Source organism: Neoroseomonas eburnea (assembly GCF_018129005.1).
Taxonomy (GTDB): domain Bacteria; phylum Pseudomonadota; class Alphaproteobacteria; order Acetobacterales; family Acetobacteraceae; genus Neoroseomonas; species Neoroseomonas eburnea.
Map to the genome: position 1 here is coordinate 150,436 of NZ_JAAEDL010000009.1, position 26,780 is coordinate 177,215.

At 72.4% G+C, this 26,780-nt stretch carries 27 protein-coding genes; 12 read left to right on the forward strand and 15 right to left on the reverse strand.

Annotated elements, in window-relative coordinates; all coding sequences use genetic code 11:
* The first annotated feature begins 76 nt into the window (after positions 1 to 76).
* The 3 genes from GXW74_RS11445 (at position 77) to GXW74_RS11455 (ending at position 1,881) form a co-directional block, all read left to right on the forward strand.
* Complete coding sequence (locus GXW74_RS11445) at positions 77 to 601, forward strand: hypothetical protein (protein ID WP_211846635.1); 525 nt, start codon at positions 77 to 79, stop codon at positions 599 to 601.
* Between the two features lie 63 nt (positions 602 to 664).
* Positions 665 to 1,588, forward strand: a complete 924-nt coding sequence (gene nudC, locus GXW74_RS11450; RefSeq protein ID WP_211846636.1) for an NAD(+) diphosphatase — start codon at positions 665 to 667, stop codon at positions 1,586 to 1,588.
* Entirely contained in the window at positions 1,585 to 1,881 is a 297-nt protein-coding gene (locus tag GXW74_RS11455; RefSeq protein ID WP_211846637.1) for a hypothetical protein, read from the forward strand. The genes nudC and GXW74_RS11455 overlap by 4 nt, the downstream gene beginning before the upstream one ends.
* 702 nt (positions 1,882 to 2,583) lie before the next feature.
* Here the strand turns inward: GXW74_RS11455 and GXW74_RS11460 are convergent.
* On the reverse strand, positions 2,584 to 3,093 hold the full coding sequence (locus GXW74_RS11460; RefSeq protein WP_211846638.1) for a DUF2244 domain-containing protein: 510 nt from the start codon (positions 3,091 to 3,093) through the stop codon (positions 2,584 to 2,586).
* 39 nt (positions 3,094 to 3,132) lie between these two features.
* On the opposite strand from GXW74_RS11460, the gene nth reads away from it, so the two are divergent.
* Both nth and GXW74_RS11470 read left to right on the forward strand, forming a co-directional pair.
* Complete coding sequence (gene nth / locus GXW74_RS11465; protein ID WP_408903869.1) at positions 3,133 to 3,840, forward strand: endonuclease III; 708 nt, start codon at positions 3,133 to 3,135, stop codon at positions 3,838 to 3,840.
* A gap of 128 nt (positions 3,841 to 3,968) precedes the next feature.
* Complete coding sequence (locus GXW74_RS11470; protein WP_211846639.1) at positions 3,969 to 5,342, forward strand: amidase; 1,374 nt, start codon at positions 3,969 to 3,971, stop codon at positions 5,340 to 5,342.
* Between the two features lie 250 nt (positions 5,343 to 5,592).
* Here the strand turns inward: GXW74_RS11470 and GXW74_RS11475 are convergent, their stop codons facing one another.
* Together GXW74_RS11475 and GXW74_RS11480 are read right to left on the reverse strand one after the other, a co-directional pair.
* On the reverse strand, positions 5,593 to 7,191 hold the full coding sequence (locus GXW74_RS11475; protein ID WP_211846640.1) for a GMC family oxidoreductase: 1,599 nt from the start codon (positions 7,189 to 7,191) through the stop codon (positions 5,593 to 5,595).
* A 132-nt stretch (positions 7,192 to 7,323) separates the two neighbouring features.
* Complete coding sequence (locus GXW74_RS11480) at positions 7,324 to 8,274, reverse strand: LysR family transcriptional regulator (protein ID WP_211846641.1); 951 nt, start codon at positions 8,272 to 8,274, stop codon at positions 7,324 to 7,326.
* A 111-nt stretch (positions 8,275 to 8,385) separates the two neighbouring features.
* Between GXW74_RS11480 and GXW74_RS11485 the strand changes: the two genes are divergently transcribed.
* Positions 8,386 to 8,820: a DoxX family protein gene (locus tag GXW74_RS11485; protein WP_211846642.1), complete on the forward strand. Its 435-nt coding sequence runs from the start codon at positions 8,386 to 8,388 to the stop codon at positions 8,818 to 8,820.
* 161 nt (positions 8,821 to 8,981) lie between these two features.
* On the opposite strand, the gene GXW74_RS11490 is transcribed toward GXW74_RS11485, so the two are convergent.
* Together GXW74_RS11490 and GXW74_RS11495 are read right to left on the reverse strand one after the other, a co-directional pair.
* A complete protein-coding gene (locus GXW74_RS11490; protein ID WP_211846643.1) occupies positions 8,982 to 9,815 on the reverse strand; it encodes a lipid-binding SYLF domain-containing protein in 834 nt (277 codons plus the stop codon).
* A gap of 459 nt (positions 9,816 to 10,274) precedes the next feature.
* The gene (locus GXW74_RS11495) at positions 10,275 to 10,910 is read right to left on the reverse strand and encodes a histidine phosphatase family protein (protein ID WP_211846644.1); all 636 of its coding nucleotides are present in this window, start codon (positions 10,908 to 10,910) and stop codon (positions 10,275 to 10,277) included.
* A 73-nt stretch (positions 10,911 to 10,983) separates the two neighbouring features.
* On the opposite strand from GXW74_RS11495, the gene GXW74_RS11500 reads away from it, so the two are divergent.
* Positions 10,984 to 11,484 carry a GNAT family N-acetyltransferase gene (locus GXW74_RS11500; RefSeq protein ID WP_211846645.1) on the forward strand — a complete coding sequence of 167 codons (501 nt, stop codon included), beginning with the start codon at positions 10,984 to 10,986 and terminating at the stop codon, positions 11,482 to 11,484.
* Positions 11,485 to 11,520: 36 nt separating this feature from the next.
* Here the strand turns inward: GXW74_RS11500 and GXW74_RS11505 are convergent, their stop codons facing one another.
* Entirely contained in the window at positions 11,521 to 12,969 is a 1,449-nt protein-coding gene (locus GXW74_RS11505) for a glycosyltransferase (protein WP_211846646.1), read from the reverse strand.
* 53 nt (positions 12,970 to 13,022) lie between these two features.
* Here GXW74_RS11505 and GXW74_RS11510 point away from each other — a divergent pair, with 53 nt between their 5' ends.
* On the forward strand, positions 13,023 to 13,817 hold the full coding sequence (locus tag GXW74_RS11510) for a hypothetical protein (RefSeq protein WP_211846647.1): 795 nt from the start codon (positions 13,023 to 13,025) through the stop codon (positions 13,815 to 13,817).
* 154 nt (positions 13,818 to 13,971) lie between these two features.
* Here the strand turns inward: GXW74_RS11510 and GXW74_RS11515 are convergent, their stop codons facing one another.
* From GXW74_RS11515 to GXW74_RS11530, 4 genes are read right to left on the reverse strand one after another with little or no spacing between them, the layout of a single operon-like run.
* On the reverse strand, positions 13,972 to 14,802 hold the full coding sequence (locus tag GXW74_RS11515) for an ABC transporter permease (RefSeq protein ID WP_211846648.1): 831 nt from the start codon (positions 14,800 to 14,802) through the stop codon (positions 13,972 to 13,974).
* Positions 14,802 to 15,554, reverse strand: coding sequence for an ABC transporter ATP-binding protein (locus tag GXW74_RS11520; protein ID WP_211846649.1), 753 nt, complete (start codon positions 15,552 to 15,554; stop codon positions 14,802 to 14,804). Before GXW74_RS11520 ends, GXW74_RS11515 begins: the two co-directional genes overlap by 1 nt.
* A 46-nt stretch (positions 15,555 to 15,600) precedes the next feature.
* A complete protein-coding gene (locus GXW74_RS11525) occupies positions 15,601 to 16,782 on the reverse strand; it encodes a hypothetical protein (RefSeq protein ID WP_211846650.1) in 1,182 nt (393 codons plus the stop codon).
* Positions 16,779 to 17,987 (reverse strand): hypothetical protein, encoded by a 1,209-nt coding sequence (locus GXW74_RS11530; RefSeq protein ID WP_211846651.1) that lies wholly within the window; start codon positions 17,985 to 17,987, stop codon positions 16,779 to 16,781. The genes GXW74_RS11525 and GXW74_RS11530 overlap by 4 nt, the downstream gene beginning before the upstream one ends.
* 78 nt (positions 17,988 to 18,065) lie before the next feature.
* Here GXW74_RS11530 and GXW74_RS11535 point away from each other — a divergent pair, with 78 nt between their 5' ends.
* Positions 18,066 to 19,097 carry a Tim44 domain-containing protein gene (locus tag GXW74_RS11535; protein ID WP_338148213.1) on the forward strand — a complete coding sequence of 344 codons (1,032 nt, stop codon included), beginning with the start codon at positions 18,066 to 18,068 and terminating at the stop codon, positions 19,095 to 19,097.
* A gap of 102 nt (positions 19,098 to 19,199) precedes the next feature.
* Here GXW74_RS11535 and GXW74_RS11540 read toward each other — a convergent pair whose 3' ends face one another.
* From GXW74_RS11540 to gshB, 4 genes are all read right to left on the reverse strand, one after another.
* A complete protein-coding gene (locus tag GXW74_RS11540; RefSeq protein WP_211846652.1) occupies positions 19,200 to 19,874 on the reverse strand; it encodes an RraA family protein in 675 nt (224 codons plus the stop codon).
* 94 nt (positions 19,875 to 19,968) lie between these two features.
* The gene (locus tag GXW74_RS11545) at positions 19,969 to 20,409 is read right to left on the reverse strand and encodes a hypothetical protein (RefSeq protein ID WP_211846653.1); all 441 of its coding nucleotides are present in this window, start codon (positions 20,407 to 20,409) and stop codon (positions 19,969 to 19,971) included.
* Positions 20,406 to 21,038 (reverse strand): glutathione S-transferase family protein, encoded by a 633-nt coding sequence (locus GXW74_RS11550; RefSeq protein ID WP_211846654.1) that lies wholly within the window; start codon positions 21,036 to 21,038, stop codon positions 20,406 to 20,408. Before GXW74_RS11550 ends, GXW74_RS11545 begins: the two co-directional genes overlap by 4 nt.
* Before the next feature lie 143 nt (positions 21,039 to 21,181).
* Entirely contained in the window at positions 21,182 to 22,138 is a 957-nt protein-coding gene (gene gshB, locus GXW74_RS11555) for a glutathione synthase (RefSeq protein ID WP_211846655.1), read from the reverse strand.
* A gap of 244 nt (positions 22,139 to 22,382) precedes the next feature.
* Here gshB and GXW74_RS11560 point away from each other — a divergent pair, with 244 nt between their 5' ends.
* A complete protein-coding gene (locus GXW74_RS11560) occupies positions 22,383 to 23,096 on the forward strand; it encodes a hypothetical protein (protein ID WP_211846656.1) in 714 nt (237 codons plus the stop codon).
* Here the strand turns inward: GXW74_RS11560 and GXW74_RS11565 are convergent.
* Positions 23,032 to 24,501, reverse strand: coding sequence for a helix-turn-helix domain-containing protein (locus tag GXW74_RS11565; protein ID WP_211846657.1), 1,470 nt, complete (start codon positions 24,499 to 24,501; stop codon positions 23,032 to 23,034). The two genes, GXW74_RS11560 and GXW74_RS11565, sit on opposite strands and share 65 nt — an antisense overlap.
* 154 nt (positions 24,502 to 24,655) lie before the next feature.
* On the opposite strand from GXW74_RS11565, the gene aceA reads away from it, so the two are divergent.
* A complete protein-coding gene (gene aceA, locus GXW74_RS11570; RefSeq protein ID WP_211846658.1) occupies positions 24,656 to 25,999 on the forward strand; it encodes an isocitrate lyase in 1,344 nt (447 codons plus the stop codon).
* A 406-nt stretch (positions 26,000 to 26,405) separates the two neighbouring features.
* Complete coding sequence (locus GXW74_RS11575) at positions 26,406 to 26,642, forward strand: hypothetical protein (RefSeq protein WP_211846659.1); 237 nt, start codon at positions 26,406 to 26,408, stop codon at positions 26,640 to 26,642.
* Positions 26,643 to 26,780: the final 138 nt, after the last annotated feature.

Sequence of the window (26,780 nt, forward strand, 5' to 3'; positions counted from 1 at the left end):
CATGCAGGATGTGCTCGCCCTGGCTCCGAAGGCCCCGCGCGACTCCGCCCCGGCGGAGGACGAAGACTGGTTGACCATGGCCCAGGCCGACCTCGAGGCAATGCACGAGGAGGCACTGTCGCTGCTGCGCGCCCCGGGCGCGCATGCGCCCTGCGCCCCACGCCATGCGGTGAGCGTGGTGCTTCTCCAGCAGCTCATGGTCGCGCGCAAGGTGGTGGACGCCCTGCGGGTCGCGCCGGCGGAAGCGCAGGCGGCGATGCGGTCCGACCATGCGCTCGGCTACTTCTTCGGCCTCGCCTCCGGCGGCAACGATCTGGCCGCCGCGTCGCCCGCGGAACGGCGCGTGGGCAGTGCCCTGCTGATGGTGCACAGCCTCGTCTTCGGGCGGCAGGCCGCCGAACGCCTGACTGCGGATCTCGACTCCGGAGCCGTCACGGTGGTCGGCGAGGCCTTCGGCGAAGGGCTGCTGGCCGCGGCGACGGACCTCGCGGAGTTCCGCCGCTGGCTGCGCGGGGATGGCGGCGCCCTGCCGGGCGGGCTGCTGGACGGCCTGCCCTGGCCGGGCCTGGCGCGGGAAAACCCCGGCGGGAGCCGGCACTGACGGAGCGGCGGCGCAGCCTCTCGGATGGACGATCGCGGGACCCCGTGGCAGGTTCCGGCCCGCATGCTCTCCATCCCCGCCAGCCGCCCCAACGCCTATACCGGCAGCCCGCTCGACCGCGCGGGTGAGAAGCGCGACGATGCCGAGTTCATCGGCGCGGCGCTGACCCATCCCGACACGCTCTTCGCCCCGGTCTGGCGCGCCCGCAGCCTGATGAAGGGCGTGGCGGAAGGTGCGCCGGAGGCCGTGCTGCTGACCGGCGGCGCCGCCGACGCCGTGCGCATGGCCGACGGCCCCTGGGCCTTCCTCGGCCTGTGGGAAGGCCGGCCGGTCTTCGCCGTCGATTGTTCCCACGCCGACGACCCGTTGCCGCTGCTGCCGGAAGGCATGGGCGCCTTCACCGACCTGCGGCAGGTGGCCGGGCTGCTGCCGCCGGGGGAGGCGAGCGTGCTCGCCCATGCCCGCGGGCTGATGCATTGGCGCACCAAGCATCGCTACTGCGGCATCTGCGGCAGCCGCTGCGAGCCGCGCTCGGCCGGCCATGTCATGGTCTGCCAGGGTTGCGGCGCGCAGCATTTCCCGCGCACCGACCCCGCCGTGATCATGCTGGTGGTGCGTGGCGATTCCTGCCTGCTCGGCCATTCGCACCGCTTCCCCAACGTAACCATGTATTCGACGCTCGCCGGCTTCGTCGAACCGGGCGAGAGCCTTGAGGAAGCGGTGCGGCGGGAAGTGAAGGAGGAAGCCGGCGTCGATGTCGGCCGCGTGCTCTACCATTCCTCCCAGCCCTGGCCCTTTCCCTCCTCCATCATGCTCGGCTTCCACGCCGAAGGCCTGTCGGACGAGATTCGCATCGACCCGGAGGAACTCAAGGACGCGCGGTGGTTCTCGCGGGATCAGCTCCGCGACCACCAGGCGCTCGGCTTCTCCCTGCCGCGGGCGGACTCGATCGCCCGCCGGCTGATCGAGGACTGGCTTGCATCATGACGCGTGTCCTTGCCGCCTGCGCCCTGCTGGCCTTGGCTGCCTGCCAGAATCCCCTGCTGGAATTGCTGCCGAACGACCCCAGCCCGGACGCCGAGATCTGCCGCCGGGAGGCGCTGAACGATCCCAACGTGCGCCGCATCCGGGAGTCGAATGTCTACGACAACACTTCCCAGCAGTTCATCGTTCGCCGTGAGCTGAGGGAGGCGCTGCCGCGCGCCTACGACAATTGCATGCTGCGGCGGGGCGCGGTGCCGGCCGGCGGGGTGGAACGGGTGCGCCGCACGGATTGGTGAAGGCTGGGGGGTTCCACCTGGCAGGTTGCCGGGGAAGGCGGACGGAGGGGCGCCGCTGCGGTGGCGCGAGGGGCAAGCCGGAGGGGCTTCGCCCTTCCAGACCACCCCGCCAAAGGCCGAAGGACCCCTGGAATCCATCACCTGGCGTTGGGCAGGGCTGGAACTCCGCGGCGACGAAGGATGCGCCGCGTCCGGAGCCCGGGACACTTTCCGCGCATCGTGCCCATGGCACCCTTTGTCGCATCGGCGCGGCAATCTTGCCCGGCATCAAGGATCGGCCGGTCCAGGGTGCCCTGCACCCTGGCGGGGTGAGGCTCGGAGAGGGGCAGAGCCCCTCTCCGACCAAAAGCGCCAAGAATTCGCGCCCGCGGGCCGGCGTCGGACATGGAAAAGCGCCGCACGGCGCTTTTCGAAACCTACTCTGATACCAACAGCCACTATTCGCGACCGCTGGCATCCGCCCTTTCATGCCCTCAGGCGCCGGGCGCAAACTCCGGTTTGCTTGGCTTCGCCGGACCACCGGCGGGCCGCATTCGCGGCCTTGGCACGAGTCAGGAACTCGTGCCGCTGGTATGAGCCAATGCGAACAGGATCCGCCCTAAAGCGGTTTCCGTTCGCCTTGGCTCACGGCAACCGCTCCAGCCTTCTGTTTTCGCAAGCATCTTTGCCCGATCAGGTGATTCCACCTGATCGGGATCTGCTCTAGCCATCCCGCAACTGCGGATTGTCGAAATCCGGCCGCCGGGCGCGCGCCAGAGCCTCGGCCAGCGCATCGCGCAGGCTCATCTTCTCCTCGGCAGACAGGTCGCGGCCGATCTCGACCGCGCGCCCGCGGCTTTCGAGCCGCAGCACCCCCGCATGGGCCGGGTTCTCCCGGTAGGTCAGGCGCGCCCAGTAGGCATCCAGCACCGTCTCCTCCCGCCGCCCGCGCGCATCGGTGCGGCAGACGCGGAACTCCCCCCGGGTGAGCAGCAGCACCTCGGTCGCGCGCGCCGCGCCGCGCGCATGCAGCGCCACCAGCACCAGGGCGAAGCCCACCTCCAGGCCTAGGAAGGGCAGGATCGGCCAGGCACCGAGGGCGAGGAACATGGCCGCCGCCAGCCCGGCGAAGCCGCCGAGCAGCCCCGCGAGCACGCCGAAGCCCGCACGCGTGAAGGATCGCGGCGGGGTGCAGACGGCCTGGAACAGGACCGGCTCGGCGGGGGCTGCCATCGCAACGCAACATAGGCGAGGATCGCGCCGACGCCATCCATGACCACCAAGCCCAGACGCCCCGACCATGGCAGCGCCCGCGAACCGCGCCGCGCCCGCCTGATGCCCGCCGCCCAGGCGGAGTCCTTCATCCGCGCCCTCGCCACCGCCAACCCGGCGCCGGAGACGGAGCTGATCTACCACGACCCCTTCACCCTGCTGGTGGCGGTGGTGCTCTCCGCCCAGGCCACCGACGCGGCGGTGAACCGCTGCACGCCGGCGCTGTTCGCCGCCGCGCCGACGCCCGAGAGGATGGCCGCCCTGGGGGCCGAAGGTATCGGGCCGTACATCCGCTCGATCGGCCTGTGGCAGGCCAAGGCGAAGAACGTCGGCGCCCTCGCGCGGGACCTTGTGGACAAGCATGGCGGTCGGGTGCCCGGGGATCGCGAGGCGCTGGAAGCGCTGCCCGGCGTCGGCCGCAAGACGGCGAATGTCGTGCTCAACATCGCCTTCGGGCAGAACACCATGGCGGTGGACACGCACATCTTCCGCCTCGGCAACCGTTGCGGCCTCGCGCCGGGCAAGACGCCGCGGGACGTCGAGGACATGCTGGTCAGGCGCTGCCCGCCCGACCTGCTGCGGGACGCCCATCACTGGCTGATCCTGCACGGGCGCTACGTCTGCAAGGCGCGAGCGCCGGAATGCTGGCGCTGCGTCGCCCGCGCCTTCTGCAACTACCGCGACAAGGTGCTGGCGCCGCCGGCCTGAACCGCCGCATGGCGCGCGTCACGCGCCGCGCGACGGCGCCCGGCGCCTGCTTGCGCGATCCGCCTCGCCCTGCTGGAACCGGACCGCGGCGTCACCCCCGTCACGGTGCGCACTCGGAGGCCTCCCCCATGACCGACGCGCTATGGCGCCTGCCCGCGACCGACCTTGCCGCGCGCTTCCGCCGAAGGGACGCGACGCCGGGCGCGGCGCTGGAGGCCATCCTCGCGCGCATCGCCGAGGCCAACCCCGCGATCAACGCCTTCGCCACGCTGGACGAAGCCGGCGCCCGCGCCGCCGCGCGCGCGGCCGATGCGCGCTTCGCCGCCGGCGCGCCGCTCGGGCCGATGGATGGCATCCCGGTCTCGATCAAGGACAACATCACCGTCGCCGGGCTGCGCTGCGCCTGGGGGAGCGAATTGTTCCTCGACCACGTCCCGGAGGCGGACGAGACCCCGGTGGCGCGGCTGCGCGCGCAGGGCGCGGTCATCCTCGGCAAGACCAACGTCTCCGAATTCACCATGGGGCCGGGCCAATGCGCGACCCGCGCCTTCGGCGTCACCCGCAACCCCTGGAACGCGGCGCTGACGCCCGGCGCCTCGACCGGTGGAGGCGCGGCGGCGGTCGCCTCCGGCATGGGGCCGATCGCCCTCGGCACCGATGGCGGGGGTTCGATCCGCCGGCCGGCGAGCCATTGCGGCCTGCTCGGCCTGAAGCCGAGCACCGGCCGCGTCGCGCGGCGCAACGGGCTGCCGGTGATCCTCGACGATTGCGAGGTGATCGGGCCGGTGGCGCGCACCGTGGACGATCTGGCGCTGGCGCTCGCCGCCATCCAGGGACCGCTGGAGGAGGACCGCCTCTCGATCGGCGTGCCGGGCCCGATGCGGGAACCGGCACCGCCCAAGGGTCTGCGCATCCTCTACGTGCCGCGGGTCGGCACCTGGGCGGTGGATGCGCCGATCGCGGAATCCTGCGCCGCCGCGGCGCGCGCCTGGGAAGCGCTCGGCCACCGGGTCGAGGAGGGCACGCTGCCGGTCGAGCTCGACCTGTTCGACCGCCACTGGCCGGACATCGGCGCCGCCGGCCTCGCCTGGCTGCTGCGCGGGCGCGACTGGCGCGGCCGCATCGGCGCCTACTACGAGGAGATGATGGAACGCGGCCAGCGCCTGACCGCGGCCGACTACATCGATGCGCTCGCCGCCTTTCGCGAGGTCCAGGCGCGATTTGCCGGCGCCTTCCGGCAATGGGACCTGATCATGACGCCGTCCGCCGGCGCGCTGCCGTGGAGCGCGGAGGATCCGGGGCCGCCGCACCACCGCGCCTTCACCGGCATCGTCAACGCCGGCGGACTGCCGGGGGTGAGCATTCCCTGCGCGCCGTCGGGCGATGGCCTGCCGATCGGCTTCCAGCTCATCGCGCCCTTCGGTGGGGATTGGACCCTGGTGGCCATGGCTCGGCAATTCGAGTCGGCGCGCCCATGGGCGGAACGCTGGCCGGGGGGCTGACGCGCAAGGGGAGGGCGCCGCCCTCCCCGGAACCCCTCCCGCCAAGGGCCGAAAGGCCTTTGGGAGCCGTCACCTGGAGCATGCCCCAAGGAGGGCGGCCGCGAGCATCCGCCGCCGGCGCGCGCACGCGCGTGCCTGGCTTGCGCGCCGGGCGTTGGTGCGCTGGGCGCAATGGCGCCTTCCGCGCGCGTCACGGCGGGGTCGCGGGTCGTCTCATCGGGCCTCCGGCCGGGCGCAGGCGCGGCGACCTTCAGCCCCGCACGTCCTCGGCGATCAGGTCGGCCGCCTTCTCGGCGACGCTCAGCACCGTCGCGTTGATGTTGCAGACCGGGATGTCCGGGAAGACCGAGGCATCCGCCACGCGCAGTCCCTCGATGCCGCGCAGCCGCAGCCGGGCATCGAGGGGGGCCGCCGCATCGCCACCCATCCGCACGGTGCAGCAGGGGTGGTAGACCGTCCCGCCCGTCGCCTTGGCGAAGGCGAGCAGCGCCTCATCGGTCCCGGCCTGCGGCCCCGGGCGGAGTTCGTGCGCGACGATGCCGCGCAGGGGCTCCGCGCCCATCCAGCGGCGCGCGAGGCGGATGCCACGCACCACGCAGTCCTCGTCCGCGCGCTCGGTCAGGAAGCGCGGGGCGATGGCGGGCGCGTCCTCGGGGCGGGGCGATTTCAGCGTCACGCTGCCGCGGCTGTGCGGCCGGCACTGCCAGACGCCGAGGGTGAAGCCAGGCTCCGCCTCCGGCACGCCGATGCGGCCATCCTGCCAGGAGATCGGGCCGCCGTTGATCTGGATGTCCGGCGCTTCCAGCCCATCCTGCGTGCGGGCGAACAGCGACATCATCCCCGGCGACCAGGTCAGCACGCCCTTGCCCCGCGTGATCCAGCGCAGCACTTCGAGGCCGAGCCGCGGCCAGACGATGCGGCGATTGGCGCTCCAGCGATGGTCGGTGAGCCGGTAGTTCAGCCGGACGATGTAGTGGTCCTGCAGGTTGCCTCCGATCCCCGGAGCATCGAGCACCGGCGCGATGCCGTGCTGCGCGACGTGCCGCGCCGGCCCGATGCCCGAGAGCATCAGCAGGTGCGGCGAGCCGATCGCGCCGGCCGACAGCACCACGCCGAAGCGCGCGCGGATGACCTGTTCCTGCCCTCCGCGGCGGATGGCGACGCCCGTCGCGCGCCCGCCTTCCACGACGATGCGCAGCGCCAGCGCATTGTCGATCACCGCAAGGTTCGGCCGCGACAGCGCCGGCACGAGATAGGCGCGCGCCGCCGAGATCCGCCGCTGCCCCCGCCGCGTCTGCTGGAAGGTGGCGAAGCCCTCGCGCCGCGGCCCGTTCATGTCCTCGTTGACCGGCAGGCCGATCGCTTCCGTCGCGCGGGCGAAGTGGTCGAGCAGCTCGGGGCGTTCCGCCAGGTGCTCGATCGGCTGTGGTCCCGTCGTGCCGCGCCCCTCGCCGCCGCCGGCAAAGGATTCATGACGCATGAAATAGGGCAGCAGGTCGTCCCACCCCCAGCCGGTGCAGCCTTTCTGCGCCCAGAGGTCGTAGTCCGACGGATGCCCGCGCACATGCCCGAGCCCGTTGATGGAGGAGGAGCCGCCCCAGACCCGCCCGCGCGGATAGTCGAGCGCCCGGTTGCCGGTGGCCGCATCGGGTTCGGTGCGGAACCCCCAGGTCAGCCGCGCGTGGTTCAGGATGCGCGCATAGCCGGCGGGGATGTGGATGTAGGGGTGGCGGTCGCGGCCCCCGGCCTCGATGACCGCGACGGTCGCGCCGTTCGCGGACAGCCGGTTCGCCAGCACGCAGCCGGCGCTGCCCGCGCCGACGATCACATGGTCGAATGTCGTGTCCATCCGCGCATCGGAGCGTGCGCGGGTCCGGCGGTCCAGGGGCCTTTCGGCCCCCCCGCCCGGAATCCGCCGCTGATGCGGGCGCCCGCGATGGCGACCCGGAGGGGGCGAGGGAGGCGTCGCCTCCCGGTTCCTTCAGTCGTCGACCCCGCGCGGAGCGTCCCCGGCCTCCACCGCCGGCACTTCGCGCGCCACCGCCAGCATCAGCCGCCGCAGCCAGGCATGCCCGGAATCGCTCTCGAAGCGACGATGGAAGATCATCGACAGCCGCGTATGGCGGATCAGCACCGGCGATTCGCGCACCGCCAGCCCATGCGCTTCCGCCAGCCGCAGCGCGAGCCGCCCCGACAGCGTCATCACCATGTCCGTCCGCGCCAGGATGTCCGGCACCGCCGAGAGATGCGCCACCACCGCGCCGAGCCGTCGCCGCTTGCCGCGCGTCGCCAGCGCGACGTCGAGCGCCCCATCGCGCGATCCGTTGGGGGAATGGAGCAGGTGCGGGAAGGTGATCAGCCGGTCTTCGTCGAGCACGCCGCTCGCTAGCGGATGGCCCCGGCGCATCAGGGTCATGAAGCCTTCCGGCAGCAGGCGGACGCGGGTGTAGATCGCCGGCGGCTCGGGCAGCACGCCGATGGCGAGCTCGGCTTCCCCGCGTTCCAGCAGCGACTGCCAGTTGGTGCGGTCGGCATGGCGGATGGCGAGCAGGCAGCCCGGCGCTTCCCGCACCATCCGTTCGAGCAGCATCGGCGCCAGCACCGCTTCGGCGTATTCGCTGAGCGCGATCGGGAAGACGCGGTCGGAGGTGGCGGGGTCGAAGGGCGCGTGGACGGCGAGGGTATCGCGCAGCCGGTCGAGCACCTCGGCTACAGGAGCGGCGAGGGCGAGGGCGAGTTCCGTCGGCTCCACCCCGCCGGGCCGGCGGAGGAAGAGCTCGTCGTTCAGTGCCGCGCGCAGCCTGGCGAGCGCGTTGGACACCGCGGGCTGGGACAGGTTCAGCCGCTGCGCCGCGCGGGTGACGTGGCGTTCCCGTGCCACCGCGTCGAAGACGCGGAGCAGGTTGAGGTCGAGGGTCGCGACGTCCGCCATTCGTGGCGGTGATGATGGACGTTCCGAAGGCCCGTTGGAAGGTGCCGACCCTCCGGAGGCATGGTCCCTGCCAGAGAAGGCCAGCCGGCCTCGCATCCAAGGACACCGACCATGATCGATGTGAAGACCACCACCCCCTACTCCGCCTTCCTCCTCCGCGTCAGCCTGGGCCTGCTGTTCCTGGCCCATGGCGGTCTGCTGAAGCTCGCGACCTTCGGCCTGTCGGGCACGATGGGCTTCTTCGGTTCGCTCGGCTATCCACCGGTCTTCGGCGCCATCGTCGCCTTCGCCGAGGTCGGCGCCGGCATTGCGCTGATCGCCGGCGTCGGCGTGCGCATCGTCAGCCTGCTGGCGCAGCCGATCCTGATCGGCGCGACCCTGCAGCACCTGCCGGCCGGCTGGGTGTTCAGCCGCCAGGGCGGCGGCTGGGAATTCCCCGCCTTCTGGACGGTGGCGCTGCTGGTGCAGGCCGGTCTCGGTGCCGGCGCCTGGGCGCTGGACGTGAACCGCCTGCTCGGACGCCAGCCGGCCGCGGCGAACGCCTGACGCATCCCGGAATGTGATCGGGCGGGGGGGGCGATCCGCCCCCTGCCTGCAGGTGACGGCCCCCGCCGCAGGCGGGGGCTTGTCGTTTCAATGCTGCCGGCCCGCGGAACCCTGCCGTGTGCCGCTCAGCGCAACACTACCGTGTGCCGCTCCGCGCAACACTACCGTGTGCCGCTCCGCGGCGGGGCCGGCAGGCTCTCGGACTGCACCCTCCCGGTGGTCGGGCCGGGGGCCGGCGTGATCACCGCCTGCGGCGGCGCGGAGCCCTGCGGCGGGGCCGAACCCTGCGGCGCCGACGCCGGCGTTGCGGCCGGCGCCTGGGAGAAGCGCATCAGCGCCGCCCGCAGCGGATCGGAGGCCGGGTTGTGCGCTTCCATCCCCACCACGACCTGGCGTGCCGAGACGTCGCGGCCGAAGTAGTTGCGCATCCACTCGCTGCGCGACGAGATCAGGTTGCCGTCGAGCGAGATGCCCGCGAACAGCCCGCGGGCGCGGGCGATGGTCACGATGTCGGCGCCGATCGCCGCCGTTGTCGCGCCGGAGATGCCGCGCCCCAGCGTGCCGAGCGCCACGCCGGCATCCGCGCCGAACCTGAACTGGCTGTCCAGCATCGCGTCCAGCGCCTTGTCGTTCATGATCAGCATCAGCACCTGCGCGTCCTGCACGCCGATCTGAAAGCCGATCGACCCGCCGCCCATGGTGAAGAAGGCCGGCGAGGACCAGGATCCGCTGCCGTCGCGCGCCACCATCACGCAGTCGCCGCCCGCGCCGCCGAAGATGAAGCCGGCGCGGAAGACCCGCGGGCAGATCATCGCGGCCCGCGAGCGGCCGAGCAGCGAGCGCGCATCCGCGCTCATGTCGCCGAGATCGAGGATCTCCTGCAGGGCGAGGGTGGAGCGGTCGACCAGCGACTGCTCCTCCGACTGGGCGCGGGCCTCCTGCGGCCCGAACGCAAGGACCAGGCCGGCGAGGACGAAAAGGGCGAGACGGCGCATGAAGCGAACCTCCCAAGCCTTTGAATGCTCGCCCTTCTAGCCCGATCGCCGGTGCAAGACAAAGGTTTCCCGATGGCGAAATCGTGAACGGGTCTGGGGGCCAGGAGCCGTTCGGCCCTGGGCGGGAGCCGATGCGAATGGCCGGTCGGGTAGACGGGGGGCTTTGCCGCTCCGGCCCCCCCCTGCCCCACGGGACCCCTTTCACCTTCCGTCACGACGCGAATCGGAGCCCCTCGGCCGAAAGACCCCTGGAAACCCCGACCTGGTGCCCGGTACCGCAGGCATGTTGGACCACTGCGGCGCGCTGTGCGCAGGCGCGGGCTTCGGCACTGTTCCCGACAGCGGTGCCCCGTTCCAGGTGGCGGTTTGCAAAGGCCTTTCGGCCTTTGCCGGGGAGGTCCGGAGGGGCGGCACCCCTCCGGCTTCCTCGCCCGATCCTCGCGCGGAAGAAGCGCCGCGCTACGCCGCCGCCGGCGGCGTCCAGGGCTCCTCGTTGACCGCGGCCACCCGCCAGTCGAGCCCGTGCTTCTCGATTCGCGTCAGGGACAGGTTCTTGATCGAGAACACCAGCGCCTGGTCCGGCGAAAGCCCCATCGCATGCGCCAGCATGGCCCGGATCGACCCGCCATGCGCGACGACGACGACGTCCTGCCCTTCCAGCAGCGTCGCCATGCGTTCGAGCGCGCCGGAAACCCGCGCCTGCATCTCGCGGAAGGATTCGCCCCCCGGCGGATGTTCCTCCCCCGCATGCGGCCAGAACGGGTGTGCCGGGCGGGTCAGCAGGGCGGGCAGCGCCTCATGCGGAATGCCCTGCCAATCGCCGAGGTGCTGCTCGGCGAACTCCGGCTCGATGTCGAGCCCGGTTTCGGGATAGCCGGCGGCGAAGACCGCGGCCGCAGTGGCGCGCGTGCGCGAAAGGTTCGTCACGAACCACCGCGCCGGCTGCGGCAGGCGGTGCGCCAGCCAGCGATACGACGCGGCCTCCTGCCGCAGCGCCAGGTCGCAGAGCGCGACGTCCATCGAACCGTAGAGCACGGCCCTGGCGGAAGGTTCGACCAGCGCGTGGCGGACGAGGAAGAAGCGAGTCGGTGTCACGGGCATCCTCTCATCCTCTACCGCAGCCGACCGGGGCTGGGGAGGGGCGCGCGCGCCGCGCTATGCTGGGCGCATGGACATCACAATCCACCAGGGCTGGGTGCCCGGCGCGATCGGCGACATTGCCGCCCTGCACGCCCGCCACTACGCCGAAAGCCACGGCTTCGACGCCTTCTTCGAGGCGAAGGTCGCGCGGGAACTCGGCGAATTCCTGCTGCGCCTCGACCCGGCGCGCGACCTGTTCCGCTGCGCGGTGGCCGGTGGGCGCGTCCTCGGCTCCATTGCGCTCGACTGCGGGGAGGATCCGGCCTCGGCGCATCTGCGCTGGTTCGTGCTGGACGCGTCGCTGCGCGGCAGGGGGCTGGGGCGGCGCTGGCTGGAGGAAGCCATCGCACAGGCACGACGCGCCGGCGCGCCGCAGGTTCACCTCTGGACGCTCGCCGGGCTGGATGCGGCAGGGCACCTCTACGAGCAGGCGGGGTTCAGCCTGGTGGAGGAGATCAAGGCGGAGCAGTGGGGGCGGCGCGTGACCGAGCGGAGGCTGGTGATGCCCCTCGGGCGTGCAGGAAGGTGAAGCGCGGCGCGAACGGCGCGCCGGCTTCGACCGGGGTCAGGCTGAACCGATGCGCCGCAGCAAGGCGCGCCGCCAGCGATTCAGGGGGCGCCTGACGACGGCGGGAACGGCGCGGCGCCAGATGCCTCGCAGCATCCGTTCCGCCCGCATGCCCGGCAGGCTCTGCAAGGCCTGCGCCGTCGACTGGTCGATCGCTGCGCGCAGCGCCGCGGGCAGTCCTGACGACAGCGATTCCTCGACGCTCGCGCGCAGCATCGGCGGCAGTCTCGCCGCCAGCGCTCCGTCCACCGTGGCGGCGAGGCTGCCCTGCAACGGGCCTGCGAGAAGATGGCTCGATGCCTCGGCGACGGCCGCGCTCGCCATTGCGGGCAATCGCGCCGACAGCGTCGCCTCCAGGGTCGCCGAAAAGCCGCCCTGCAGCGCATCGAGCGCCTGCCGCACGGGGTCGGGCCGGAACCCGACGACCTCCTGTGCCACGGCGCGCCAGGGGCGCTCGGCCGCTGTCGGAAGCAGGTTCTCGAGCCAGGCCGCCGTAGCCGCGGCCACTTCGGCCGCGGGGCATGGCGGTTCGGTCATCGCGGCGCGGTAGAGCTCCACATGCATGGCCGCGTAGGCCTCGGCCGTCGCTGCCTCGCGCAGCCGCGCCGCGATCCGGGCGGCATCCGCAGGGTCGTAGGCGGCGATCGCGGCGCGCAGCCCCTCCGCCGTCAGCGGCCGGGACAGCAGGCCAGCGCCGAAGTTGAGCCGGCGCCACTCCTCGAGCCGTGCGCCGGTCAGCAAACCGGCGAAGCCCCTGCCGTCCCCCACGACGACCGCACAGCCGACGGTGGCGGCTTCGAGCGCCATGCGCGCCGTCGCGAAGACGAGGTCGTACTTCGGCAGCTCGTCTTCCAGGCGATCTGTCACCCGGCCGGTCGCCGGGCCGAGCTCATCGAGGTCGATCGCAAGCTCCCCGCAGACGCCACGCACCAGTTCGAGATGCTCGGCGGTCTTCGTCAGCAGCAGGGCGCGCGCCGGCCGTGCCGGCAGGGGCAGGCGCGGGCGGAAGCGCTCCATGTCCACGGCGTTCAGGATGACGCTCAGCCGGTCCGCCGGCACGCCGCGGGACAGGCAGCGGTCCCGGCAGAGATCGTCGACGGCGATCCACCGGCGGATCTGCGGGTGCGGCCGCGGGGCCTCCACTTCGAAAAGCGCGCTGTGGCAGGCGAAGACCGCGGGCACGCCGGGGAAGGCGGCAAGTGCCATCGCGGCCGGGGGCGTGTGCTGCAGATGGAGCACGTCCGGCCGAAAGGGCAGTTCGGCAATCCGGTCCACCACGACATGGCCGCGGCGCCGCATGCGCACCGCCTGATCGCCCAGGGTCGGCGCGTACAGCATCGGCTGGTGCCCGGCGCGCCGCAGCCCGTCCGCCAGGAGCTCGACCACGGCCTCGGACCCGCTTCCATGCGCCACGAACAGGTTGGTGATCAGTACTCGCAGGCTCATCGGCCGTTTCCCTTGGTGGCGCCGCGGCCCGCAGATATGATCACGCCCGTATGATGACAGTTGAGGATTCGGCAGGACCACCCTTCCTCCTGCTCGCCCATCCGGGTCACGAACTCCGCCTGTTCCATTGGATGGAGCGACATCGGCCCTGCGTGTTCATCCTCAGCGACGGCTCGGGAGGCGCCGGCACGTCGCGGCTGTCCCATTCCCTGGCGACGCTCGACGCCGCGGGCGCGAGCGCGGGGGAGGTATTCGGGCAGATGCCCGATGTCGACTGGTACTCGGCGATGCTGGCGCGCGATGCGCGGCCATTGCGCCGGGTGGCCGACATGATCCTGGCGGCGGCCCTGCAGCGCCGGCCCGCGACGCTGGTTTCCGATTCGGTCGATGGCCACAATCCGCTGCACGACCTCTGCGAGGCACTCGCCATTGCGGTGACGAAGCGGCTGGCGGCGGAAGGGCTGGCGATCCGGCACCTGACATCGCCGGCGACCGCCGGAGCCATCGGACGTCACGCCGAGAGCTGGACCCTCGACGATGCGGCCGCGGGCCGGAAGCGCGCGGCGGCCGGGGCCTATGGCCCGCTCGCCGAGGAAATCCGGCGCGTCCTGTCGGCCGAGCCGGGGGCCTTGCGCAGCGAGCGCCTCCTGACCCCGACATTCGAATGGCCCGAGCATTGGCAGCCCGGGTGGGAAGCCTTCGGCAGGAAGCGCATTGCGGAAGGCCGGTTCCGACAGGCGATCACCTGGTCCGGGCATGTGCGGCCGCTCGCGCGGGCGATACTCGGTCCCGACGCGGCGGTCGGAAGGGAGCCCGAGCCCTTTCTCGCCCCGGCCGGGACCGCCTGATGCCAGCCGGCCGTTCGGCTGACCCGGTATCCGAGTCCTGGTTTTGCGCGCGGGCACCCCGCCGGCCCCCCGCGCCATGCCGCCGAACCTGGCCGATGAGCTCATCGGCCGGGCCCGGCGGCACGGCATCCCCGGAACTTCCTGGCCGCAGCATTCACTCCCCGATGTTCAGCAGGGCGCCGCGCACGCGCGCGGAATGGAACTGCGCCAGGAAGATCCAGGCGGCGACCGCCAGCCAGATGCCGTCGAGCACCACCGCCCAGGCCAGGTGGTCCCAGGCAATGCGGCCTTCGATCAGCGCGGCGCGCATGCCCTCGAAGACATGCGCGGCCGGGATCGACAGTGCGACCGGCTGCAGCCAGGCCGGCAGGACCGCCACCGGGTAGAACACGGCGGCGAACGGCGCGAGCCCGAAGGTCACGCCCCAGGCCAGCGCCTCCGCCCCCGCGCCATGACGCAGGATCAGCGCGGTGACGGCCAGGGCCACCGCCCAGCCCATCGCCATCAGCGCGGCGAGGAACACCAGCAGGACCGGGCCGAGGGTCCACACCCCGAAGCCATAGAGCAGGAAGGCCAGCACCATCGCCGGCCCCACGCCGGCCAGGGTGCGCAGCACGCTCATCACCGCGAGCCCCGCGACCAGTTCCCAGGGGCGCAGCGGCGAGACGAAGAGATGCCCGAGATTGCGCGACCACACTTCCTCGAGGAAGGAGATCGCGAAACCCATCTGGCTGCGCAGCGTCACTTCCCACAGCAGCACGCCGCCCAGCAGCACGCCCGCCGCGATGGTCGCGGCGTTGCCCGGCAGCTCCCGCGCCGTGCCGCCAGGCGCGCCAAAGGCCAAGTAGGCGGTGACGAAGCCCCACACCACCATCTGCAGCACCGGCCAGTACATCAGCTCCAGCACGCGCGGCCAGGACCGGCGATAGAGCGCCAGGTGCCGGTACATCAGCCCCCAGATGCGACGCGCCGAGGACCCGGCCATCACGCCACCGCCGCCTGCGCGCGCCCGCGCGCGATGTCGAGGAACACCTCCTCCAGGTCGTCGCGCCCGTATTTCTCCAGCAACGCCGACGGGCTGCCCGCATCCACCACGCGCCCGCCCTTCAGCATCAGCACATTGGCGCAGAGCCGCTCGACCTCGCCCATGTTGTGGCTGGCGAGCAGCATCGCCGCACCCTCCGCCGCGCGGTAGCGCTCCAGCGTGCTGCGCACCCAGTCGCCGGTGTCGGGATCGAGGCTTGCCGTCGGCTCGTCCAGAAGCAGCAGCGCCGGCTTGTTGATCAGCGCCTTGGCCAGCGCCACACGCGTCTTCTGCCCGGCCGAAAGCTGCCCCGCCGGCCGCTTGGCGAATTCGCCGAGGGCGAATTCCTCGACCAGCTCCGCGATCCGCCGCTCCGCTTCCGGCACGCCGTAGAGATGCGCATAGACGCGCAGGTTCTCCTCCACCGTCAACCGGTGCGGCAGCGCGATGTAGGGCGACGAGAAATTCATCCGCGCCAGGGCGGCGAAGCGGTCGGTCGCCATGTCGTGGCCGAGCGCCAGCACGCGCCCCGCGCTCGGCACCAGCAGCCCGAGCAGCATCGCGATGGTGGTGGACTTGCCGGCGCCGTTGCCGCCGAGCAGCCCCCAGGTTTCACCCATGGGCAGGGTGAAGGTCAGGCTCTCGACCGCCGGCTTCGCGCCCGGCGTATAGGTCTTGGTGAGGCCCTCGACGAGCAGCGCCGGCGTTTCCATGCGCGCCCATATCGGCGCACTTCGTCCGCGCGCCAAGCGCCCCGCGTCACGGCACCGGACGGCGGTTCTCGATCAGGCGGCCCTGGAACAGGGTGATGCCCATCTCCCAGCCCCAGGCGATGGCCGCCGGCCGGTCGACGCCGGCCAGCACGACCGAGTCGGGCTTCGCGGGCAGGCCGCCGCGCAGCTCCTCCGCCGCCGGACTGCCGAGCGGGGGCAGCGCCTCCGACCAGCGCAGCCGCGACAGGTCCACCCCGGCGCGGGCCGGCGGCAGGACGGCAATTGCCTCCGGGCCCGCCGCATCCAGCAGCAGGCGATGGCCGCGCGCAGCGAGCAGGTCGCGCGCGAAGGCGAAGGCGGCCGGGTCGGCGGCGGCCTCCTCCGCCGCAATGGCGACGGTCAGCGCACCACGCAGCGCGGTGGGCCAGAGCGCGTCGAGCCGCAGGAACTCCGCCGAGGTCACCGCCTCCAGCCCGAGGCAGAGGCTGAGCGGCCCGATGTCGCGCAGTTCCTCCGCCCGCGCCAGGCCGGCCAGCAGCCGGCGGTCCAGGGCGCGGCGGAAACGGCGCGCCAGGGCCGGCGCGGCGGTCAGGTCGCAGCCCGGCAGCAGCGCGTCCCGCACGTCATCCGGGACGATTCTCCGGTCCTCCCATTGCGGCTCCGGCGCGCCGCCGCCAGGGGTCAGGCGGCAGACCCGCCGCCGCCGCAGGAAAGCGGTGAGGTCGGCCGAGAGAAGGGCGCGCTCGGCCTGGGCGATCCCTGCCCCGTCCGGCGCCCGGCCAGCCGGGGACGGCCCGACGGCGCGCACCGCGGCGGCCAGGCCGAGGGATTCCTCCACCGCCGCGAGCACCGCCGCCGCCTGGTCCGGCAGGCGCAGCAGCGACACGGCCTGTGCGGCCTCCCGCACGTCCAGCATGGCGGCGATGGCATCATGCGCCTCCGACAGGTGGTGGCCGGGGGGCGGTTCCAGGGCGGCGAAGCCGCCGCGCGGCAGGTCGAAGACCCGCGCGCGGGAAGTGCGCCGCAGCCCCTCCAGCCCTTCGCGCAGCATGGCGAGCGCCGGCGGCCGTCGCCGCGCGGGCGCGAGGTGGGAGGGCAGGAACAGCAGCACGCGCCGCTCCACCCCCGCCGCGACCGCCTCGCGGACCGTCGCCGCCAGCGCGACCGCGCCCGCGGCGCCCGGTGGCGCGCCGAGGGCACCGAGTACCGGCACTTCGTCGAGGATCATGCCCCAGGCTCCGCCGGCATCAGCGCGCCTAGCAGGGCAGGCGCGCCGCAGCCCGCGCGCCTGTCCCGCGTTGCCGCCGCGCCGCGCGCCACGCATTCCGCCCGCGTGCAGCCGGCCGCCCGCGGGCAGACGGCCATCCGCGTCGCCGCCATCAGCGCCGCGATCCACCGCCCGGCATAGCGCGCAACACCGATGGAGAGGCCCCATTCCAACGCCTCCGGCCCGTCACAGCCGGTCAGCACCAGGCGGGCAGGGTCGGTACGGCGAAGCGCGGCGTTGGCGGCGCGGCCGGCCAGCGCGGGAGACCAGCGCAGCAGCAGCAGGTCCGCGGGCAGCTCCTCCGGCGCCAGCAGGGCGAGCGCCGCGGCGTCGAGCCCACGCACCGCAAGCCCCCAGCCGGCATGGCGCAACGCCGCCCGCCGCGCCGCCAGGCCCTCGGCGAGCGCCTCGGCCGGCGAGAGGGCGGCGATCAGCGCCGGCGGGGCAGGCGGTTCCTCGGTGGTGGGGGCAGGCGGGTCTGGCAGCAGCGCGGCCGGCAGGTCGACCAGCAGCGGCACCGGCGGTGCGGCGCCGAGCAGCTCGGCCCGCCGGGCGGGCTCAGCGAGCCAGGCGAGCAGCCGGGCGCGCAGCCGGTCCCGCGCATGGCGGGCGAGGTCGGCATCCGCCGCCGCCGGTCCGAGATGCGGCGCCAGCGCGGCGGACGGCAGGCGCAGCCGCATCAGGGCAAGACGCCGCGGCGCCTGGGGCGCGATGTGCAGCACACCGTCCCGCCGCAGCAGCGCGGCGAGGGGGGCGGCGTCGGCGAGGGCCTCGATTCCGCCGGCGGGGACAGGGGGCGGGTCGGACGGCACCGGCACAGAGGCGGGCAGGGCGAGCAGGGTGGCTACGGCGCCGGGCAGGTCGAGCCGCTCCGGCGCGGTGCCGAGCAGCCGTTCGAGCAGGGCTTCCGCCCGCGCCGCCGCGTCGGGCGCGGCCTCGGTCAAAAGCAGTTCGCCCGTGGCGGTGGTGAGGACCACGCCGCCATGGCTGCGGCCGGCTTCCTCGAGCAGCGTGATGGCGACGCGCCGGCGGGCGGTGCCTGCGGGCGCGGCGAGACGCAACGCCACGCGGCCCGGAGGCCCGCGCAGGGCGCGGCGGATCGCCTCCGGCCCCGGACCCGAGGGCGCGGCCGCGATGTCGGCGGCGGCATGCTCCTGCGACAGCATCTCCAGCATCCTGCGGAGGGGGCCGCGGTGTGACCCGCGGCACGGTCGTGCAGCTTGCCCGGCGGGGGTGAAGGAAGGGTGAGCGATCACGGCATCGAAATCGTGCCGCGGCTGGCCTATATTGCGGCCAACGATCAGCCGGAGACGCCCCGCATCATGCGCCGACCTGCCAAGTTCCTTGCGGCCCTGGCCGCCTTCGCCATCGTGGCCGGGCCCATGCTCGCCGAGGCGCGCCCCGGTGGCGGCGGGTCGTCGGGCAGCCGCGGCAGCCGCACCTATTCCGCGCCTGCGCCGACGCAGACCGCGCCCGGCGGCGCGCAGCGCTTCGACCGCACGGCGACGCAGCCGGGCAGCCCGGCCACCGCCGCGCCGCGCCCGGGCGCGCTGCCGGGGGCGGCGCCGCAGCGCGGCTTCTTCGGATCCTTCGGCGGCGCGCTGCTGGCCGGCGGGCTGATCGGCGGGCTGCTCGGCTATGGCTTGTTCGGGGGTGGCGCGGGCTTCGGCGCCTTCCTTGGCATGCTGCTGCAGATCGCGCTGATCGGCGTGGTGGTGATGCTGGTGATGCGCTTCTTCCGCCGGCGCCAGCAGCCGGCGGTGGCCGGCGGCCCGCAGCCCCATGCCTTCCAGGGCCAGCCGGGTGCGAAGCAGTTCGGCGCCGCGGGCGGGCTGAAAGGCGCCGCGCCGGCCGCTCCGCCGGTGACCCTGACGCCCGCCGACTACCAGGCCTTCGAGCGGACGCTGGTGGAGATGAACGCCGCCTGGTCGAAGCGTGACCTCGCTGCGCTGCGCGCCGTGGCGACGCCGGAGATGGTGTCCTATTTCGCGCAGGATCTGCAGGACCTGGATGCGCGCGGCTGGCGCAACGAGACGCGCGACGTCCGCCTGGAACAGGGCGACCTGTCGGAGGCCTGGCACGAGGATGGCGAGGACTACGCCACAGTCGCGATGCGCTTCTCGCTGCTCGATGCCACTTTCGACACCGCGACGAACAAGGTGGTCGAGGGCAGCACCACCGAGCGCCAGACCGCGACCGAGCTCTGGACCTTCGTCCGCAAGGCCCCTGGCGGCCGCTGGATGCTCTCCGCCATCCAGCAGACCCAGATGGCCTGACTTTCGCCGGGGGTGCGGCCCCTTCGGGCCTGGACCGCCCTGCTGACGGCGAAAAGAAGGAGGGGGTGCCGGGGGAGTTCCCTCCCCCGGCGCTTTCTTCTTTCAGGCCCCTTCGCACCCCTTGGCGCGCAGCGCCTCCAGCACCCAGGCGCGGTCGTAGTTCCCTGCGTCGATCGCCGCCTGCGCCTTCTGTTCCTTGACGTTGTGCGCTTCCGCCGCGGCGATGACGAAAGCGGCCTCGGCGCGCGGCACGACGACCACGCCGTCCGCATCCGCCACGATCAGGTCCCCCGGCATCACCACCTGCCCGCCGCAGGAGATCGGGTGGCCGATCTCGCCCGGCCCGTCCTTGTAGGGCCCCGAGGGCGTGGCGCCACAGGCCCAGACGCCGATGTCGAGCGTGGCGAGCGCCTCCACGTCGCGCACCGCGCCGTCGAGCACGATGCCCTGCACGCCGCGCTTCTGCGCGTGGCCGATCATCAGCTCGCCCATCAGCGCGATGGAAAGATCGCCGCCGCCGTCGCCCACGATGATGTCGCCGGGCGCCGCCATGTCCACGGCGCGATGGAGCAGGAGGTTGTCGCCCGAGCGGGCGCGCACGGTGAAGGCCGGCCCGGCGATGACCTTGCGGCCGCCGAAGGGGCGGAAGCCGCCGCGCATGGTCTGGATGCGGTTCATCACGTCGCCGATGTTGGCGGCGGGCAGGGTCATCGCGCGGGCGCAGAGCGCGGGGTCGACGCGCTGGGTGACGGGGGCGATGCGAAAGCCGATGGTCATGGACGAATCCTGTCTTGAAGGCGACGCATGCCAGCACGGGCGCGAGGCATGGGCCAGGGGGCCGCGACACGGCGCCCGGCGCCGCATCCGGCCTTCACCAGAACGGCACGAAGCGGTTCAGGATGGCCCGGGTCAGCCGCTGGTTCGACCGGTGCCAGGGATCGTCGGTGTAGAAGACCGGCTCCGCCGGCTCCCACCCCGAGCAGGTCCAGTCCGACTGGCGGGCGAAGAAGGCGACGAAGTCCTCGCCGTTGGTCCAGGTCGCAATGGGCGGCCCGGGGATGTGGCCGTCCTGGATTTCGCACAGCATGACGCCGCCGGCAGAGCGGATCAGGCCGTGGCCGCAGTAGTCGCGGTGCTGCTGATGGATCAGCCCTTCGCCTTCCTTGCACCAGGTGAGTTCCCGCCAGACCTTGTAGGCGAGCCTTTCGCCGAAGGGTTTGCGGTCGAGCCGGGCGGCGGAGCGTTCGCGCTCCGCGCGGTTGGATTCGTAGTAGGCGCGCAGATAGGGGTCGTCGTCGGGCGGCTCGGTCATGTCAGCGGCGCCGCGACCCAGCGCGCGAAGCCCGGGCGCTCGCCGATCTTCGCGTACCACGCGGCCAGCATGGGGAAGTGCGGCATGCCCTCGACGCGCACTTCCTCGCCGAACCAGCGCCGTGCGTAGCAGCCGAGCACGATGTCCGCGATCGTCATCGCCGCGCCATCGATATGCGGCCCGCCGGTTCGCGCGATGTGCGCTTCGAGCATCGCCCAGCATTCGCCCGCGGCCTTCGCGGCGGCCATGACGCTCGCCATGTCGCGCTTCTCCGGCGGCGTCCGAACCAGGCCCCAGAAGAGGTTCCGCTCCGCCGGCCCGAGAGTGGAAAGCTGCCAGTCCATCCAGCGGTCGGCGCTCGCGCGCGCTGCCGGATCGACAGGATAGAGCACGCTGCCGTGCTTCATCGCGAGGTAGCGCAGGATGGAGTTCGATTCCCACAGGACGAAGCCGGCATCCTCGATCGTGGGTATGCGGCCATTGGGATTCATGGCGCGGTAGCGTGGCTCATTCACCACGCCGTGCTCCATGCCGGCATCCACCCGCTCATAGGGCAGCGCGAGCTCGTCGAGGAGCCACAACACCTTCTTGACGTTGACCGAGTTCAGCCGGCCCCAGAGCTTCAGCATCCGTTCCCCCTTCGATGCCGGGCGGGGGGAGAAGGGAACTTCTCCCCCCGCACCCCCCTCAACCTTCTTCGGCATTTGGGGACTGACCGCCGAAGTCAGTTCCCAGGTGCCAAAGAAAAGAAGGGAGGGGGTTCGGGGGAGGTTCACCCTCCCCCGACCTTCCCCTCGATCGCATCCCAGATCGCCTTCTCGAGATGCACCCCGTCGAAGCGCGCGATCTCCTGCAGGCCGGTCGGCGAGGTCACGTTGATCTCCGTCAGGTAGCCGCCGATCACGTCGATGCCGACGAAGATCATGCCGCGCTTCCTCAGCTCCGGCCCGATGGCGGCGCAGATCTCGCGCTCACGTTCGGTCAGCTTCGTCGGCTCGGGGCGCCCGCCGACATGCATGTTGGACCGTGCCTCGCCGGCCGCGGGCACGCGGTTGATCGCGCCCATCGCCTCGCCATCCACCAGGATGATGCGCTTGTCGCCTTCCCGCACCGCGGGGACGTATTTCTGGATCACCAGCGGCTCGCGGGAGCGCTCGGTGAACATCTCGACCAGCGCGTTCATGTTCGGGTCGTCGGGGCGCAGGTGGAACACGCCCGCGCCGCCATTGCCGAACAGCGGCTTCACGATGATGTCGCCGTGCTCCTCGCGGAAGGCGGCGATGCGCCGGCGGTCGGCCGTCACCATCGTCACCGGCATGAGCGCGGGGAAATGCGTGACGAACAGCTTCTCCGGCGCGTTGCGCACCTCGGCCGGGTCGTTCACCACCAGGGTCCTCGGGTGGATGTGCTCGAGGATATGGGTGGCCGTGATGTAGGCCATGTCGAAGGGCGGGTCCTGGCGCATCAGCACCACGTCCGCGCCCGATCCGAGGTCGAGCTCCTCCTCCGGCCCGAAGGTAAAGTGGTTGCCCTTCTCCCGCCGCACCGTCACGGGCTTCGCCCAGGCTGTCACGCGGCCGCCGCGCAGCGCCAGGTCGCGCACGTGGTAGTGCCAGAGGGCATGGCCGCGGGCCTGCGCCTCGAGCATCAGGACAAAGGTGGAATCGGCGTCGATGTTGATGGATTCGATCGGGTCCATCTGGACCGCGACGCGAAGGCTGCGTGTCATGAGCGCGCTTCCTGAACCTGGTCCGGGACGGACCGCTTGAAGACGTCGTGCCATCGCGCGACGGAATGCGCCAGGGGAGAGGCGACGCCGCGGCGGCCCAACTCATGGTTGTTTTAAGTTAAGATTGCACGATTTTGGGTTAAGTCCTGACGTAGAAATGGCATAGGTTGCTGCATCGTTAAGGTCCGCCCCGGGCCTGAGATGCGGCAGGACGCCGCGCCCTCCCGATCTGCCGAGACGCGCCATGTCCTTGCGCTTGCCGCACTCCTTCAGTCCCGAGCTCCTTCCGTTGCCCGAAATCCCGCCGCCGGCCTACGGCCCCGAGGAGGAAGTGGTGTTCCTGACCGGGGCCACCGTGCCGGAGCCGGTCGTGGAGGCGGATGCCGGTGCCTCCGGGCAGACCACCGCCGCGGTCGAGGCTGCGGGAGGCGAAACGCCGCCGGCCGCGATGCCGCAGACGCCGCCTGCCTCCGTGCCGGAGCCGGTCATGGAGACGGCCGCCTCCGAGCCAACCGCCGCAGAGGCGGAGGCACCGCCGGGTGAGCCATCGCCTGCCGCGGTGCCGCAGATGCCGCCTCCCTCCGCGCCCGAGCCGGTCGCCGAAGCCGCTGCACCTTCCTCCGAACCGGCCGTCGCCGCCGCGGACCCGCCGCCGGCGACACCGGAGGATCACCCTCTCCTCGTGCCAGAGGACGCCTTCCCGACGCTCGAGGAACTCGACGCCATGCTCGCCGCCTATTCCGGCCCTCCGCCGGCCGCCGACGCGGCGACGCGCGCGGAGGTCGTCGCCATGCTCGGCCTCGATCCCGCCATCGCCGCGGATCCCGATCTCTACCTCGCCGCCATCGAGGCGCTCGCGCCGCCGGAGCCGGACCCGGTGCCGGGGCACGACCTCAGCGGGACGGCGACGTTCGCCTGGCCGTCGTACGAGCCGCAGGGGGGCTGGCTGCTGGGCTGACCGGCGCCGGCCGCGCCGCGGCCTCGAAGCGGTAGGGCGCGGCGTCCTCCACCGCCGGGTCGAGCACCAGCCGGTGTTCGAGCGGCGGGAAGGCGCGGCTGCGGCACTCGGCGCGGTCGCAGAGCCGGCAGGACAGCCCGATGCCGACCGCCGCGGTGTCGAGGTCGAGCCCTTCCGCATAGACCAGCTCCGGCGCGCGGGAGATGTCGCAGCCCATCGCGACGACATGCACCGGCGGCGGCTCGCCCCAATGCGCCGCCGGCCCCTGCACGCTGCGCGCGACGGTCAGGAAGGTCGCGCCGTCGGGCAGGCGGGCCACCTGCACGCGGATGCGGCCGGGCGTCGCGAAGGCCTCGTGCACCACCCAGCGCGGGCAGGAACCGCCGAAGCGCGCGAAGGGAAAGCCGGCGGCGGAGAAGCGCTTGCCGACATTGCCCGCCGGGTCGACGCGCAGGAAGAAGAACGGCACGCCGCGCGCGCCTTCCCGCTGCATGGTCGAAAGCCGCTGGGCCGCTTGCTCGAAGCTGACGCCGAAGCGCGACGCCAGTGCCTCGATGTCGTGGCGCAGCTCGCGTGCGGTGGCGAGATAGGACGCATAGGGCATCAGCAGCGCGGCGGCGGCGTAGTTCAGCAGGCCGATGCGGATCATCGCCGCGGCTTCGGGCGTCGAGGGCTCGGCCCCTGCGGTCGCGGCCTCCACCGCCTCCCGCGCTTCCAGCAGCATCAGGGTGAAGGCCATCTGGAAGCCACGGCTTTCGCGCGGCAGGGATTCCGAAAGGTAGAGCACGCGCGCCGCCGCATCGTGCCGGCGCATCGCGCCATCCAGCGGCCCGACATGCACCGACAACCCGTGCGCGCGGCGCAGGCGTTCGGCGATGGCGTGGTTCATCTCCGCGGGTTGCGCGCCGAGCTCGCGGCCGATGGCTTCCGCCGCCGCCTCCAGCGCGGGGAAGTGGTTGGCGCGGTCGTGGAAGAAGTCGCGCGTCTCCTCGTTGGGCAGCAGGATGCGCCGGCCCGTGGGCAGGGCGAGGCCGGAGGAATCCTCCCGCGCGACGCGCCAGGCGCGGTACAGCGCCAGCACCGCACGCGCCGCATTGGGTGCGGAGGCGGCCAGCGTCGTGACCTCCTGTTCCGGCACCGCCTCGAGGCCGAGCATCGGGTCCGACAGCACTTCCCGCAGGCCGGATTCGAGCTGCCGTTCCGCGCTGCCGGACAGCGCGGCGATCTCGACGCCGAGCGTTTCCGTCAGCTTGATCAGCAGGGACGCGGTGACGGCGCGCTGATCGTGCTCGATGAGGTTCAGGTAACTGCCGGAAATGCCGAGCCGGGTGGCGAGTGCCTGCTGCGTCAGCCCGCGCTCCGACCGCAGGCGGCGGATGGTACGGCCGATCAGGGGGCGGGCCATGAATTTACACCCTTCACAAATTCAGCGCCGAACCGGTGAAGAACTCCACGTTCTTGCCGCGCCGCACCCAAGATCGCTGGTGAACTTCGGCGATGCAATGTGAATTATTCACGGGCGCCGGATGCCCCGGCCCAATGCAGTTCCGAGGACCACCATGCGCCCGACCACCACTGCCTGCTTCGCTCCCGACGGTACCGGCGGCGCCCTGCCGCCGCAGGACCCGCATCGCTTCGCCGGCATCCGCCGCGACTACACGGACGCCGACGTCGCCCGCATCGCCGGGTCCTTCCGGGTGAAGCACACCCTTGCCGAGAACGGCGCCCGCCGGCTGTGGGAGCTGCTGAAGAACGAGCCCTTCGTGAACACGCTCGGCGCGCTGACCGGCATGCAGGCGCTGCAGCAGGTCAAGGCGGGGCTGAAGGCGATCTACCTGTCCGGCTGGCAGGTGGCGGCGGATGCGAACAGCGCCGGGCAGATGTACCCCGACCAGTCGCTGTATCCGGTCGATTCCGTGCCGAAGGTGATCAGCCGTATCAACGCTTCCCTGCGGCGCGCCGACCAGATCGCGACCATGGAGCGGATCGACGGCAAGGCCGATGACCGCACGCACTACATGGCGCCGATCGTGGCCGACGCCGAGGCCGGCTTCGGCGGTGCGCTCAACGCCTACGAGCTGATGCGCGCGATGATCGAGGCCGGCGCCGCCGGCGTGCATTTCGAGGACCAGCTCGCTTCGGAGAAGAAGTGCGGCCATCTCGGCGGCAAGGTGCTGGTGCCGATCAGCCAGCACATCCGCACGCTGAACGCCGCGCGCCTCGCCGCCGATGTCGAGGGCGTGCCGACCGTGCTGCTCTGCCGCACCGATGCGGAATCCGCGCAGCTCCTGACCGCCGACGTGGACGAGCGCGACCGCCCCTTCATTTCCGGCGACCGCACGCCCGAGGGCTTCTTCCGCATCAAGCCGGGCGTCGGCAAGCAGTACGCCATCGCCCGCAGCCTGGCCTACGCGCCCTACGCCGACCTGCTGTGGTGGGAGACGTCGGACCCCGACCTGCAGGATGCGCGCGACTTCGCCGAGGCGATCCACAAGCAGTTCCCCGGCAAGATGCTCGCCTACAACTGCTCGCCGTCCTTCAACTGGCAGCGGAAGATGGGCGTCGAGGCCGCGGCGAAGTTCCAGCGCGAGATCGGCGCCATGGGCTACAAGTTCCAGTTCGTCACCCTCGCCGGCTTCCACAGCCTGAACCTGTCGATGTTCAAGCTGGCCCGCGGCTACGCCGAGCGCGGCATGGGCGCCTACAGCGAGCTCCAGCAGGCCGAGTTCGCCGCGGAGAGCGAAGGCTTCACCGCTGTCCGCCACCAGCGCGAGGTCGGCGTGTCCTACTTCGACGCGGTTGCGATGGCGGCCTCGGGCGGCCAGGCGAGCACCACGGCGATGGCGCACTCCACCGAGGCTGCGCAGTTCCACGATGCCAAGACGCCCGAAGCGGCGCACTGAAACCGAGGAGACGATCCATGGACAACGACCGCCACGACGACGGCTTGGTGCATTCCCACGCCTGGGCTACCGAGCCGCCCCGCCCCGCCCAGCCGCCGCCCCGCGTGGTCCCGGCGCCGACCGAGGACCATGACGATGGCCTGGTCCACGCCCATGGATGGGCCAGCGGGGACCGCGGACGGCCTTCGCACTGAATAGGCCGACGGACGGGGAGGGCAGTTCCTCCCCGCCCGCATCACGTCCGCCTCCCTCCCCCCCGGCGGCGGGCGTGGTGGAAAAGCCCGGCCGGCGGAGGACGCCGGCCGGGCAATCGTGGCTGATGGACCGTGCTTGTCCTGGCTGCAGGCCGGCCCCGGCCGTACAAGAGCGCCTGTTCGCGACGCCGTGCGCCACGGGGAGGTCCGTTGTGGCCGACGATCCCGGAGATCCGGGCGACGCAGGAAGCCTCGGGGAGACCGATCGCTTCCGTGACCTGGTCGAGCGCACCAGGGCGGGCAATCCGGAAAGCACGCATGCGCCGCGCTGGGCCCGGACCGGCAACTGGCGCCCGGATCGCGGCGAGATCGTCGTCTACGCCGTCGGCTACGGGATCATTGTCATGGTCCTGGTCATGCGCCTGCTCGGCTGCATCGACGACCGGTGAGCGATCAGGCGAGCGCGTCCGCCTTGCGCGGCGTGACCGGCACCAGCAGGTAGCGCACCCCGTTGCTCTCGGCTGGCGGGAATCGCCCGGCGCGGATGTTGACCTGGATGGAGGGGAGCAGCAGGAGCGGCGCGGCGA